Source organism: Pelorhabdus sp. sgz311002, from assembly GCF_056134285.1.
The window spans coordinates 1-13,931 of sequence record NZ_JBWBCL010000004.1; the positions used below are offsets into that span (position 1 = coordinate 1).

Annotated in this window: 13 protein-coding genes and 1 rRNA gene; 13 read left to right on the forward strand and 1 reads right to left on the reverse strand. The window is 44.1% G+C overall.

The annotated features are described in order from the left end of the window. The 5 genes from rrf to AC0NJP_RS07835 all read left to right on the forward strand — a co-directional run. Positions 1-110, forward strand: a 5S ribosomal RNA gene (gene rrf / locus AC0NJP_RS07815); the annotation flags it as partial. 516 nt (positions 111-626) lie between these two features. Then, the gene (locus tag AC0NJP_RS07820; RefSeq protein WP_474041142.1) at positions 627-860 is read left to right on the forward strand and encodes an ACT domain-containing protein; all 234 of its coding nucleotides are present in this window, start codon (positions 627-629) and stop codon (positions 858-860) included. A gap of 49 nt (positions 861-909) precedes the next feature. Beyond that, the gene (gene ilvC / locus AC0NJP_RS07825; RefSeq protein WP_474699394.1) at positions 910-1,902 is read left to right on the forward strand and encodes a ketol-acid reductoisomerase; all 993 of its coding nucleotides are present in this window, start codon (positions 910-912) and stop codon (positions 1,900-1,902) included. Between the two features lie 19 nt (positions 1,903-1,921). Continuing rightward, positions 1,922-3,625 (forward strand): biosynthetic-type acetolactate synthase large subunit, encoded by a 1,704-nt coding sequence (gene ilvB / locus AC0NJP_RS07830; protein WP_474699620.1) that lies wholly within the window; start codon positions 1,922-1,924, stop codon positions 3,623-3,625. A gap of 117 nt (positions 3,626-3,742) precedes the next feature. After that, positions 3,743-4,378, forward strand: a complete 636-nt coding sequence (locus AC0NJP_RS07835) for an NUDIX hydrolase (protein WP_474041140.1) — start codon at positions 3,743-3,745, stop codon at positions 4,376-4,378. 40 nt (positions 4,379-4,418) lie between these two features. Here the strand turns inward: AC0NJP_RS07835 and AC0NJP_RS07840 are convergent, their stop codons facing one another. Next, complete coding sequence (locus AC0NJP_RS07840) at positions 4,419-4,691, reverse strand: hypothetical protein (protein ID WP_474699395.1); 273 nt, start codon at positions 4,689-4,691, stop codon at positions 4,419-4,421. A 375-nt stretch (positions 4,692-5,066) separates the two neighbouring features. Here AC0NJP_RS07840 and AC0NJP_RS07845 point away from each other — a divergent pair, with 375 nt between their 5' ends. From AC0NJP_RS07845 to cobA, 8 genes are all read left to right on the forward strand, one after another. Further along, positions 5,067-6,350 carry a dicarboxylate/amino acid:cation symporter gene (locus AC0NJP_RS07845; RefSeq protein ID WP_474699396.1) on the forward strand — a complete coding sequence of 428 codons (1,284 nt, stop codon included), beginning with the start codon at positions 5,067-5,069 and terminating at the stop codon, positions 6,348-6,350. Positions 6,351-6,454: 104 nt separating this feature from the next. Next, positions 6,455-7,546, forward strand: coding sequence for a glycosyl hydrolase family 18 protein (locus AC0NJP_RS07850; RefSeq protein ID WP_474699397.1), 1,092 nt, complete (start codon positions 6,455-6,457; stop codon positions 7,544-7,546). A gap of 67 nt (positions 7,547-7,613) precedes the next feature. Further along, entirely contained in the window at positions 7,614-7,826 is a 213-nt protein-coding gene (locus AC0NJP_RS07855; RefSeq protein WP_474699398.1) for a heavy-metal-associated domain-containing protein, read from the forward strand. 121 nt (positions 7,827-7,947) lie between these two features. Continuing rightward, positions 7,948-9,291: an LCP family protein gene (locus AC0NJP_RS07860; protein WP_474699399.1), complete on the forward strand. Its 1,344-nt coding sequence runs from the start codon at positions 7,948-7,950 to the stop codon at positions 9,289-9,291. A 271-nt stretch (positions 9,292-9,562) separates the two neighbouring features. Beyond that, a complete protein-coding gene (locus AC0NJP_RS07865; RefSeq protein WP_474041134.1) occupies positions 9,563-10,219 on the forward strand; it encodes a precorrin-2 dehydrogenase/sirohydrochlorin ferrochelatase family protein in 657 nt (218 codons plus the stop codon). Continuing rightward, the gene (gene hemA, locus AC0NJP_RS07870; protein WP_474041133.1) at positions 10,188-11,501 is read left to right on the forward strand and encodes a glutamyl-tRNA reductase; all 1,314 of its coding nucleotides are present in this window, start codon (positions 10,188-10,190) and stop codon (positions 11,499-11,501) included. The genes AC0NJP_RS07865 and hemA overlap by 32 nt, the downstream gene beginning before the upstream one ends. After that, on the forward strand, positions 11,467-12,387 hold the full coding sequence (gene hemC / locus AC0NJP_RS07875) for a hydroxymethylbilane synthase (RefSeq protein ID WP_474699400.1): 921 nt from the start codon (positions 11,467-11,469) through the stop codon (positions 12,385-12,387). The genes hemA and hemC overlap by 35 nt, the downstream gene beginning before the upstream one ends. A 12-nt stretch (positions 12,388-12,399) precedes the next feature. Further along, a complete protein-coding gene (cobA, locus tag AC0NJP_RS07880) occupies positions 12,400-13,929 on the forward strand; it encodes a uroporphyrinogen-III C-methyltransferase (protein ID WP_474699401.1) in 1,530 nt (509 codons plus the stop codon). Positions 13,930-13,931 lie beyond the last annotated feature (2 nt).

The window sequence follows — 13,931 nt, forward strand, 5'->3', positions numbered from 1 at the left end:
ACGATAGCTATGGGGTTCCACCTGTTCCCATCCCGAACACAGAAGTTAAGCCCATATACGTCGAAAGTACTTGGCTGGCGACGGCCTGGGAGGATAGATAGTTGCTGATTTCAAAAAACCACTTCATGATGAAGTGGTTTTTTGTTGTATAATTGGTTTGAATTTACAAGAATAATTTGGGATTGCGAGATGGTTTACAAAGTCGGCTAAAAAATAGTTAATTTTATTTTTGTATTTACACTTGACAACTTTACACCTAAATGGCATAATAATCTCCAATACTACTTTACAAAGTTACATGCAAAAAGGTTATGATTGGGGAAAAGGTGTTAGCTTCTTGTTCACAGAGAGCCGGTGGTGCTGCAAACCGGTACGGAACTAACTACTGATTAGTCGCCCAGGAACCCTTTGTTGAAAGGCAATTTTGCAACGTTTAGGTTTGCAAAATTTGTTTATTAGATAAAAGCGCTTTCTGCCCGTTAACGCAGAACCGTTGTTCACATCGGAGTGAGTAAAAGTTAGGGTGGTACCGTGCATCAAGCACCCCTGTCGGCAGAAATGTCACAGGGGTGCTTTTTTATATGCAAATAAAGGCAACATGGCTTGCTAAAAGGAGGAGGAGTAAGATGAAAGAGCAGTTGTGCCTCATAGTGGAAAATCAACCGAATGCCCTATCGCGTATCTTTCGCCTTTTGGCTCGTTATGAAGTGAATATCCAATCTTTGTCGATTCAAAAGGACGATGCGCAAGATCATTTAGAAATTATGTTAACAACTGAGGAAGAAACTGTGAGTCAGCAATTTATTCGCATGCTTTCGAAATTAATCGAAGTGATTGATGTCAGAGTGGCTTGTGAATAGTTGTTTACACAATAAAAATCAAAATAAAAGCATTTAAGGAGAGAGAACGATGGCAAATATGTATTATGACAAAGACGCAAACTGGGACGCAATGAAAGACTTAACTGTGGCAATTATCGGTTATGGCAGTCAAGGCCATGCACATGCTTTAAATCTACACGAAAGCGGTGTTAAAGTAATTGTCGGTCTTCATGAAGGCAGCGCCTCTATTGCGAAAGCAAAAGCCGCCGGTCTCTCCGTAACTGATGTAGCCAGTGCGGCAGCGGCAGCAGATGTAGTGATGATCCTTATTCCTGATGAAAAACAAGGTAAGGTGTATACAGAATCCATTCAACCTCATTTGAAACCAGGTAACGCCCTTGCTTTTGCCCACGGCTTTAATATTCATTTTAATCAAATTGTTCCGCCAGCAGGTGTTGATGTGTTTATGGTCGCACCAAAAGGTCCTGGTCATCTGGTTCGTCGGATGTTTGAAGAAGGGAAAGGCGTTCCTTGTCTGGTTGCTGTCCATCAAGACGCTACCGGAAAAGCAGCTGAATTGGCTTTGGCTTATGCCAGAGGAATCGGCGGCACAAGAGCTGGGGCGATTAAAACAACCTTTAAGGAAGAAACCGAAACAGATCTTTTTGGTGAACAAGCTGTACTTTGCGGTGGGTTAACGGCTTTGATCAAAAACGGCTTTGAAACTTTAGTCGAAGCAGGCTATCAGCCGGAAGTAGCTTATTTTGAATGTCTCCATGAAATGAAATTGATCGTAGATCTTATGTATGAAGGCGGCATGGCAAATATGCGCTACTCCATTAGTGATACGGCTGAGTATGGCGATTATGTAACTGGCAGCCGGATTATTACTGACAATACGCGCACAGAAATGAGACAAATTTTAAAAGAAATTCAAAATGGAACGTTTGCTGAAAAATGGCTGCTAGAAAATATGCTCAATCGACCCGCCTTTACTGCTGCACGCAAGAATGAAGCAGAGCACCAAATCGAACAGGTCGGAAAAGAATTACGTGAAATGATGCCATGGTTGAAAAAATAAGGAGGAATCCATTGTGAAAATGTCAGGAGCCCAGGCGATTGTAAATTGTTTACTTGAACAAGGTGTCTCAACTGTCTTTGGCTATCCTGGCGGCAGTATACTTCCTCTTTATGACGCTTTGTATCAAGGCCCGATTCATCATGTGCTAACCGTTCATGAACAGGGAGCGGTTCACGCCGCTGACGGTTATGCGAGAGCTTCGGGGAAGGCTGGTGTTTGTTTAGCTACATCCGGTCCGGGGGCAACAAATCTGATTACTGGACTAGCAACAGCTTATCTTGATTCTGTACCAGTCATTGCAATTACTGGCCAAGTAGGAACCGCCTTTATTGGACGTGATTCCTTTCAAGAGACAGATATGGTCAGCTTAACCTTAGCCATTACGAAGCACAACTTTTTAGTTACTAAGCCGCAAAATTTGGTTCCCACACTGCGCCGTGCATTTACAATCGCGCTTTCTGGGCGGCCTGGCCCTGTTTTGATTGATATTCCTGTAGATATTCAAAAGTGTGAAGTTGACTGGGAACCACTTCCGCAAGAAAAGTTTATACAGCAAGGACAGGGACTGGATGGAGCAGAAAAAAATCTGCAAGAAGGCCTTGATAAAGCGAAAAGCGATGTTTCACCAGACTTTTTTCAAGCGATTAAGATTATCGAAGCGGCAAGCCAGCCCGTAATTTTAGTGGGCGGCGGCGTGATTCGCGGCAATGCGACTGCTGCTGTTGCTAATTTTAGTCGTAAGTATCAGGCACCCATTGTAGCAACACTTATGGGAATTGGCGCAGTACCGTCATCACAGGAAACCTTTTTGGGCTTAACTGGCCTTCATGGTCATAAACAAGCCAATCGGGCGATTCAAGAAGCGGATCTCCTTATTGCAATAGGCTGTCGCTTCAGTGATCGTCTTACTGGTAAGGCCAGTGGCTACCACCGTAATAAGAAGGTTATTCATATCGATATTGATCAGACTGAGCTAGATAAAAATGTAGCGATTACCGTTGGTTTAGCTGGGCCAATAGAACCAATTCTGAATGAGTTGTGTCGTAAAATGACAGCTAGAAAGTTTGATGCTTGGCGGCAACGCGTGACAAGCTGGCAGGAAACTTCAATCGAATACGATAGCGACAGTTTATCAGCTTCTCAAGTGTTTCAGTATTTGAACAAGGTAAGGCAGGGAAAAGAAACTCTCTATGTTACTGATGTAGGCCAAAATCAGATGTGGGCCGCTCAAAACTTAAAGATCGAAAAGCCTCGTCAGTGGATTACATCAGGTGGTTTTGGGACGATGGGATTTGGTCTTCCTGCGGCAATCGGTGCGGCCTTTGCCTGTCCCAATACGGATATTATTCATTTGGCAGGCGATGGCGCCTTTAAGATGACGGGGACAGAATGGTTTACGGCTGTACGGGAAGGAAAACGACTGATTAGTATTATTTTTGATAATGGCTGTTTGGGCATGGTCCGTCAATTACAAACGCTATTTTATGAAGAGCGTTATGCCGAAACGACCATTGGCAGCTTTGACTTTCAACAATTTGTCGGCGCCTGCGGTGTTAATTCGGCTTTTGTCAAAACGCTCGATGAATTTGCTGCAGCTTATGAACAGGCGCAGCAGCAAACAAGGGGGATGGTTATTATTGTAAAAATCCCGCCAGAAGAACTTGTTTTTCCGATGCTTCGTCCAGGCGGCGCTTTGGGCGAATATGTAGAAGTTTCATATTAGAAAAAGTCGGAACCGCAGTTGAAGCGGTTCCGGCTTTTTTTCACGGAAAGAGGGTTCTTTTTTTATTTCGCAGAATATAATGAAGAGCAGTAAAAATGTCCAAGGAGTTGAACTATTGTGGATAAAGACAAGTTGACATTCCGTCTCCAGCATTATGAGCAGCAGTGCTTCCAGTTGATTGATAATGAGAGAGATTATTTTTCTTCCGCTGTATTGATTCCATTGATAGAAGAAGCAGGAAAGTGGTCAATTGCTTTTGAGGTTCGCTCAAGGGACTTAAATTGGCAACCTGGAGAAATTTGTCTACCTGGCGGTAAGGTAGAGAAGGATGATATTAGTTCTGCCATGACAGCTGTACGAGAAACTTGTGAAGAACTAGGAATTCAAGAAAAGCAGATTGAAGTTCTCGGTTCACTTAAATGTGTAGTAAGCCCGCTAGGGGTTATTATTTGCCCTCATGTAGGAATTGTCCGAGATTTTTCTAAGATTTCCCCCAATCCCAAAGAGGTAAGTGAAGTCTTTACTGTTCCGGTAGAGCATTTTTTTAATGAAAAACCGCGACGAGCCAAAATGGAAGTGGCAACAAGGCCTGGCGATAATTTTCCCTTTGAACTTGTGTCACCGCAATTTAATCGGGATTGGCGCAAAAGAAGTGCTTATTCTGTGTTATTTTATACCTATAATGATTACGTAATTTGGGGCCTTACGGCTCGGGTGATTCTTAGCTTTGTTAGAATGTATTGCCAGAAATAATTAAAGGGCTGTCACACTTTCGTGTGATAGCCCTTATTTGTTAGAGACTGAGTTTTTGAATCCGCCAAGCTTGTCCGTGTACTGCTTCATTATATAAGTCGGTCAGAGTTTGAAAGATGGTAGCTCGCTTTATGGTACGTTTTTTCGTTAGAAGCGAAAATTTGAACCAATGCCCTTCTTTTGAGAGCAAATATAAGGTTTTATTAATTTCCAACAAAATGCTTTTACTCGGTGAGATTGTGAGTGCATCTTCCAGCTTTTTAACAGCAGGACCATCAAGCGGCGGAGCAGGCATTAATACATTGTGGCTCATAGATCATACACTCCCTTGTAAAAAAATAGTCTAATTTAACTGAAAAATCAGTCAGAAGATTTGTTTCTATTATAGCACCTTTAGCAAAAAAGAAAAGCAAAAAATCATTTTCTTTGTAAATAATTATAACACATATAACGTATTATTTGTTATTTTTTCAAGTAAATGTAATGTTTATAATAAATATAAAGTACCATATTAAGGGATTTGCAAATATTGTCATTCTCTCAAGGATTGGTACATTCCGTGTTGCTTTTTAGTATTGTCTTTTTAACGGAGAATTTGTGCTATAATTCTATTGTGGAAATATTTTTAAAAAGGATGGAAAAACAAGTGAGAAAAAGATGACTAAACAAATGATGGGGAGGAAGTACTATGGAAGAGGAAGTTAGACAAACGCAGGCAAAAAAGAAAGGACGTTTTACTTTAGGTCTCACAAGCAAGATTTTTCTAGGACTTATCTTGGGGGCTGCTTTCGGGGCTTTATCACCGTATTATGGTGCGATGATGAAACCAGTTGGTGACATGTTTATTCGCATGATTAAGATGATCGTAGTTCCACTGATTTTTAGTTCATTAGTTATGGGGATTGCAGGTACTGGCGATTTTAAAAAACTAGGGAGACTTGGTGCGAAAGCGCTGATTTGGTTTGAATCTGCTACGACAGTCGCTTTATTTGTTGGTTTATTTGTCGTCAATGTTGCGCAGCCCGGTGCAGGCGTTAACGTACCGGTATCAGGTGATGCCAGTTCGGTAACGGCTGCAGCAGGCAAACATATTGACTTGATGCAGATGTTCGTGAACATTGTACCGACGAATATTGTCGATGTGATGGCTAGGCAAGATATGTTGGCAATTATCTTTTTTGCTTGCTTCTTCGGTGTAGCTGCCGCCGCTATGGGAAAAACAGGCGAGCCTGTTGTCAAGCTATGCAGCGCTGTTACGGAAGTCATGTTTAAAGTGACTCACTATGTTATGGAGTTGGCGCCCATCGGCGTCTTTGCGTTGATCGCCTATACGGTTTCTAAATTTGGTTTGGCTATGCTGATTCCGCTGGCAAAACTCATTGCCACACTGTATTTATCACTGATTATCTTTTTAGCATTGATCGTGCTCTTTGCGTCAATTATTTGCCGCATTAATTTTTATCATGTACTTAGAGCCATTAAAGATCCGCTGCTACTGGCTTTTTCGACGGCATCGAGTGAAGCTGCTTTGCCTGTAGCCATGGAAAAACTGCAGAAATTCGGGATTCCTAAACATATCGTAACTTTTGTTATGCCTACGGGTTATTCGTTTAATCTTGACGGTTCAACTTTATATAGCAGTTTAGCCGTTGTATTTATTTCGCAGATGTATCAGATTGACTTTCCTTTGAGTGCGCAGATTCTCATGGTACTTACTTTGATGTTATCAACGAAAGGGATTGCCGGTGTGCCTGGTGCCTCGATCATTGTTATTGCCGGAACGGTTGCTGCTTTCGGCCTGCCGGTAGAAGGCGTTGCAATTATTCTTGGCGTGGACCGCGTCATGGATATGGCTCGTACTTGCTGTAATGTTTTCGGCAACTGTATTGCTACAGTCGTTGTCGCCCGTTGGGAAAAAGAAATTACCAGTGACGATCTGGAAGTTGCCTACGTCAGAAGCTACGAAGATTAAGTTTGTTTTTTCGTTTGTTTTCATGAAAAGCTTCGCATAAGATACTTTCGCCAGCCAATACTAGAAGAAAAGAAGTTAAGTGAAACTGGCGAAAGGGTGAAAATATGAAGTTACTGAAGCAATATCTGTTGTATGTGATGGGCTTTCTTTTGTTGTTTTCTTTGCTTCTTGGCGGCTGTTTGGGTAAACCAGCGCCGAAGCCGTTGCCTGATAACCCGAACCAAGCAGCGCAGCCAGCGCCGGACCCAGCTCCGCCGATGCCAGCCCGCATGGTCATCGGCTATTACGAAAATCCCTATCCTGGTACGCCGGATCAGACAGGCTCTTTTCCCAGCATGAAAACCTTTGCTGCTTCGATGACCGGTGTGGGGCCCTTTTGGTATCGGGCTACAGCCGATGGAACACTGGAAACGAAAGAAAGCCAGCTTGTCTATGATACAGGCAGGCAGCTTGGCTTAAAGATTTTTCCGCTTATTACGAATAAAACAGGCGCTACCGATGCTGTTTTAGGGGATCCTGCGACTCGCTCGAAAGTGGTCAACAATATTGTGAAAGTCGTAACAGAAAAACCTTATGACGGCGTCAATATTGACTTCGAGCTGCTGCCACCGAAGCAGCGCGATAATCTCACTGCGTTTATGGCGGAACTTTATGAAAAAATCCACCCACTAAATAAACTCGTGATTATTTCGGTTTTTCCGCAGGTTGATGTGGCAGAGGATGTATCCGGCGCCTATGACTACAAGGCGCTAGCGCAAAATAGTGACTTTTTGCAGATTATGACCTATGATCATCACTGGTCAACATCGCCGCCTGGACCGATTGCCGAAATTAGCTGGTTTGAAAAGAACGTAAAGTATGCCATAGATGAGTGCGGCGCTCATAAAATTATTATTGGAGTTGGCGCTTACGGCTACGATTGGCCGGAAAAAGGCGCTGCCGAGACCGTTAAGTATGTTGATGCCATCGTCAAAGCAGAGCAAAATGGCGTAAAAATCAATTATGATGATAAGGACGAAGCGCCTTGGTTTAAATATAAGGGCCGTGAGGTCTGGTTTGAAAATGCCAAAAGTACCTCGGCAAAACTTGATGTAGTAGCTAGGTATAATCCGGCGGGGATCGCTATTTGGCGTCTTGGTCAAGAACAGCCCGAAATATGGGGGCTAATCGATCAAAAGTTTCCTAAAGGACAGTAGCAAATTGTGGCAGGTTTTTTCTCCTTTCGCAGCGAAACATCTTTTGATGGGAAAGGAGGAAGGCTTCTTGAATACTACAGAAATAATTCGTGTTGGCGGTATGACCTGCGGCAATTGCCAAAAGGCAGTAGAAGGCGCCGTACTTGCTCTTGAGGGAGTAAGCAGTGCCGTCGTGAGCTTAACGGAAGAGCGTCTTACTGTACAGTTTGATCAGACTAAGCTTTCTCTGGCAGCAATTAAAACAGCTGTTGAAGATATTGGTTTTGACATAATTGAATAAAGCGGGGGTTGCGTTTTTTTGTCAGAAATGTGTTGACTGACTTTGTCGCATCCTGTTATAATCAAAATTGGCCCAGAGTATTGGGCCTTTCTTTTATCTTTTAATAAGGGGGTGCGCTGATATGGCAGATGAACGAGTAGGTCAGCGTTTGGCAAGAAAACGCAAGAGTCGAAAAAAACGTATATTCATCGGCGTGCTTTTGTTTTTTCTGTTGGCGGCCGTAGCGGCTGGCGCAGCTTTTTTCTTGTTTGATGGTGAATTTAGTAAAGCCAAGCCAGCAACGGCAGAAGGCTCAGAACAGAAAGTAAATATTTTAATTCTCGGTGTTGATGAACGGGCTGATGATGTCGGGCGATCTGATACAGCGCTGTTACTCACCGTAGATCCGAAGCAAAAGAAAGCCTCGCTACTATCGATTCCGCGAGATTCCCGTGTGAAGATTCCTGGCCACGGTTATGATAAAATCAATCATGCCTACGCCTATGGCGGTCATCGGTTATCCCAACAGGCTATAGCGGATTTAGTGGGCGTACCTGTTGACTATTATGTGCTTATTAACTTTAAGGCTTTTTACAAAATTGTGGACGCCATTGGCGGCGTAGATATTAATGTAGAAAAACGGATGCGTTACAGTGATCCTTATGATGATGACGGGGGCCTTGTCATTGATTTGCAGCCAGGCATGCAGCACATGGATGGAAAAACGGCAATTCAGTATGTACGTTATCGCGATGAAGAAGGCGATATTGGCCGTGTCGCACGGCAGCAGCATTTTATGAAAGCCATTCTCGATCAAGTCACGAGTCCTTCTGTATTGCCGAAGATTCCGGCGATTATCAGCGAGGTTTTTGCAGCAGTAAAGACTGATTTAACAGTAGGCGATATGTTAAATCTTGCCAAGATCATGAAAGAAGCCCAGAAACAAGGACTAGAAACGGTGATGGTTCCTGGTAAGCCAGCCTATATTCAGGATATCAGTTATTGGCTGCCTGATATTGTGGCAGTACGTCAATATATGGCTCATGTTATGGGCATTTCCGATACGAAATATCTGGCAACCGCAGAACGCCACGCTAGTGAGTATACCCAGGCAGTACCGAAAGAAATGAAGATTGTGGAACAGCCAAAAGCGCCTGCTTCACCGAATTCGCCAAAGGCCACAGATAAAACAGCGGCTCCGAAAAAGCCTGCAACGCCAACATCAGCAAAGATCCAAGTTGATGTAATTAATTCGAGTGGTGTTAGCGCGACAGGTACTAAGGTGGCAGCAATGCTCCGTGATCAAGGTTTTGACGTATCTTCAGTGACACCAGGCAATCCGACGGCGACTACGGTTGTGGTGGCCCATACGTCAAATTCGGCGGCCTTGGAAAAGTTGAATAACTTGAGCTTTAAATATAATCTGCAAGTAAGTCGCGATGATAGCAACCATGTTACTGTCGTTGTCGGCAAAGATAATAATTAATTCCCCTGATTTGTCTTTAAATCGTCGGCATGGTTGGGTTAAACCATTCAGCCGACGATTTTTTTGCTTATTTTTAAAATAATGATGAAATTTTTTGATATTTTTTCATAGGCCCTATTGTATTTGCGAAAATCCTATGTTATAATTTTCACATGTTAGAAATACACCCCTCACTTCAGCCCGTTACAGGGCTATTTTTTTTATGCATTTTTGAAATTGTAAAAGGATTCAATCATTTAAAAGCGAATCATACTGATAGAGAGTTTATATTGTGGTGATAACTGTGGGTGTGTATCCGGTAAACCTGAATTTAAAGGCAAGACGCTGCGCTGTGATTGGCGGCGGCGTGGTTGCTGAACGAAAAGTAGAGACTCTTCTTGCCGCTGAAGCTGAAGTGACGGTTTTTAGCCCTACCTTGACGAATAATTTGTCGAAATGGGCCGAAACGGAGTTGCTGTCAGCTTATTTGCGTGCCTATAAACCCGGCGAATTAGCTGATTTCTTTCTCGTGATCTGCGCCACCAATGACGCCACGGTGAATCGGCTAGCTGCACAAGAGGCCAAGGAAGCGAAAGCTCTCGTAAATGTAGTTGACGCACCAGAGTTATGTGATTTTACCGTACCAGCTCAAGTGAAGCGAAATGATTTGCTGCTGACTGTATCGACAGGCGGCCATAGTCCGAAATTTGCCCGGCTGGTGAAAGAACAGCTGGCTGCCGAGTATGGCGAGGAATATGGTATTTACCTAGAACTTTTGGGGCAAATTCGCTGCGATTTGAAACAGGAAAATTTATCCTCGAAAGAGCGGTGCTCTTTTTGGCAAAAATGTTTAGATAAGGAAGTTCTGGCTTTATTAAAAGCCGGTGAGATTAAAAGGGCGGAGGAAAAGATTCGTTATGCAGCTTGTTGTATTGGGACTCAATCATAAAACAGCACCTGTTGATGTGCGGGAATGTTTTCGCTTTAGCGATGAACAAATTCATAAGACCTTAAAGTATTTGTATGAGTATGAAATGATCCACGAATGTGTACTTCTTTCTACTTGCAATCGTACGGAAATGTATGCCGTTGTCGATGATGCTGATGACGCGCTGCCAGAAATGCAGGCTTTTTTAGAGAGACTAGCGGCAAGGCCTGTCGATATGGATGATTATATTTTCTATTATCAGGAAGAACAGTGTATTGAGCATCTCTTCCGTGTTGCTTCCAGTCTTGATTCTTTGGTTATTGGCGAAGGGCAAATTCTTAGCCAGGTAAAAAAGGCCTATGCTGTAGCTAGAGACTGTAAGACGACGAGCACCGTCCTAAATACGCTGTTCAATCGGGCGATTGCCGTCGGTAAAAAGGTAAGAACAGAAACACGGATTGCTTTTAATGCTGTATCCGTCAGTTTTGCTGCTGTCGAATTGGCGAAAAAAGTGCTAGGAAACTTACAGGATTCGAATGTATTGATTTTAGGCGCTGGTGAGATGAGCGAACTTACAGCGAAACATCTTGTAGAAAATGGTGTAAAAACCGTTTTTGTTTCCAACCGTCGTTATGAGCGGGCTGTAGATTTGGCAGATCGTTTTTCTGGTGTAGCTGTTCCGTTTGAAAAATTTCTTGATTGTGCTATTGACGCCGATATTATTATTACGTCTACAGGAGCGCCCCATTATATGATTCGTTCCTGGGAAGTTGCTCATATCATGCCGAAACGCAATGGACGGCCTCTTGTTCTAATCGATATTGCTGTGCCGCGCGATGTAGAGCCTGAAGTGGAAGCGATTGCTGGCGTTAAGCTCTATAATATTGATGCGCTGGAAGCTGTAGTCGAATCTAATATGCGCTTGCGGGAAAAGGAAGCTTTGCTCGCTGAGCAGATTATTAGTGAAGAATTAAGCGGTCTTGTTGATAAATTTCGGTATCTTTCATTTAGACCGGTCTTTTCTCGGTTAACGGCAAAAGCCGAAAGAATGCGGCAATATCAGATGAAAAAGGCTTTGGCCAAACTACCTGATTTGACCGAAGAAGAACGTAAAGTAATTGAAAATATGTCTAAGATGATTGTCCGTAAGCTGCTGCGTGATCCTTTCATTAAAATCAACGAAAGCGCTGGGACGGATAAGGAAGCCTATTATCTGGAAGCTTTGAAAAAGCTTCATAAACTGGACACGATTGGAGAAGGTGCATTAAGTGAAGCAAAATCTTGTCATCGGTACGCGCGCTAGTAAACTGGCTTTATGGCAGGCTGAGCATATTGCCGGCCTGATTCGTCGCCAGCATCCTGCTGTGACGGTGGAATTAAAGCATGTAGTTACAACTGGCGATAAAATATTAGATGTTCCTTTAGCCAATATTGGCGGCAAGGGATTGTTTACGAAAGAATTAGAAGTAGCTATGCTGCAAGGCGATATTGATCTGGCCGTCCATAGCTTAAAAGATATGCCGACGGAATTGCCGGAAGGCTTGATGCTTGCGGCGATTACGGAGCGCCATGATCCCGGCGATGCCCTTGTTAGCACGAAATATAAATCCTTTACGGAGTTGCCTCAGGGCGCCCGTGTTGGTACGTCAAGCTTGCGCCGTAAAGCGCAGTTGCTTCATGCTCGGCCGGACCTTGTCATTGAAAGTCTGCGGGGCAATTTGGATACACGGCTCAGAAAACTCGATGAAGGCCATTTTGATGCCATTATTTTAGCGGCAGCCGGGTTAAAACGTCTTGGTTGGGAAGAGCGGATTGCGGAAATTTTACCAGAGAGTCTCTGTCTACCGGCAGTAGGTCAGGGAGCGCTCGCTATTGAAAGCCGCCAAGGCGATGAAGCAGTCAATTCCCTATTGGCGTTTCTTCATGATGAGCCGACCTATCAGGCAATTGCCGCAGAAAGAGCCTTTTTAGCACGCGTCGAAGGCGGCTGTCAGGTGCCAGTTGGTGTGAAAGGCACACTCGCTAGTAACGAGCTTTTATTAGAAGCCGTCATTGCTTCCCTTGATGGGAAAACCGTCATTCGTCGCAAAGTGACGGGAACTACGGCAGCACCGGAAAAACTGGGTGTTCTTTTAGCCGAAGAAATGCTTGCTGCTGGCGGAGCGGAAATTTTAAGCGCCATCGAATAAGGAGGAAAGTCTTTGAATACTCAGGGAATCGTATACTTAGTGGGCGCAGGCCCCGGTGACTATAAATTAATTAGTGTAAAAGGCTTGGAATATTTAAAAGAGGCCGATACGGTTGTTTATGACAGACTGGCTGATCCCAGACTGCTTTCCTATGCACGGCCTGACGCCGAAATGATCTATGTCGGTAAAGCTTCCAGTCAGCATACGATGCGGCAGGAAGATATCAATAAACTACTTGTGAAGCTTGCCCAAGAAGGGAAAAAGGTAATCCGCTTAAAAGGAGGCGATCCTTTTGTCTTTGGTCGTGGCGGCGAAGAAGCGTTGGAACTCAAAGAAGCTGGATTGCCCTTTGAAATTGTTCCTGGCATTACGTCCGCTATTTCGGTTCCGGCCTATGCGGGGATTCCCGTGACTCATCGCGGCATTGCTACATCGTTTGCCGTGATTACTGGTCATGAAGATCCGACGAAACCGGAGTCCACGATTCGCTGGGATAAGCTAGCTACAGGGACAGATACTCTTGTTTTTTTGATGGGCGTAGAAAATCTGCCTCATATTACCAAGAAATTAATGGAACATGGTCGTAGCGGCGATACACCGGCAGCGGTTATTCGCTGGGGTACGAAGCCGGAGCAGCGTGTATTGATTACCACCGTAGCAGCGGCAGCCAGTGATGTAGCAAAACAAGGAATTAAGCCGCCAGCAATCTTTTTGGTGGGAGAAGTCAGCAAATTGCGTGACGAACTCGCTTGGTTTGACCAGAAACTTCTCTTTGGCAAACAAATTCTTATTACACGAGCCAGAGAGCAGGCCAGTGCGCTGACAAGCAAATTAGAGGCTCTTGGCGCTCAATGCTTTGAAGCGCCTTCCATTAAAATTGTGCCGCCTGAGAGCTTTGCTCCTGTCGATGCAGCCATTAATCAGTTAGACACTTATGACTGGGTTGTCTTTACGAGCACGAACGGCGTCGACGCTTTTTTTGCCAGACTGCGTGAAAACGGGAAAGACGCCAGAGCTTTTGCGAAAAATAAAGTAGCAGCCATCGGCGTTCAGACAGCCAATCAGCTCAAAAAATTTGGCATTTGCGCGGATCTTGTGCCGACTGAGTTTAGAGCCGAAGGCATTGTGGAAATGTTGTCACCGCAGTTGACTCCCGGTATGAAAGTATTGATCCCGAGAGCCCTTGTTGCGCGGGATCTTTTACCGGCAAAACTGAAAGAATGCGGTGTGGAAGCGGAAGTCGTTCCGGTTTATCAGACCATTACGGCTGATACGGACGGCAGTCAAATTGCCGCGAAATTACGGCAAGGTGAAATCGATCTTGTTACCTTTACAAGCTCTTCTACTGTGACAAATTTGCTGGATCTTTTAGGCGAAGGCGGCAAAGAATTGCTGCAAACCGTAACCGTGGCTTGTATTGGGCCGATTACAGCAGAAACGTGCCTGAAAGCAGGTATTGAACCGACGATCGTAGCGTTAGAATATACCATAGCCGGACTTGTGACGGCCATTGAAGAATATTATCAACAAGGCACGCTTTAAGA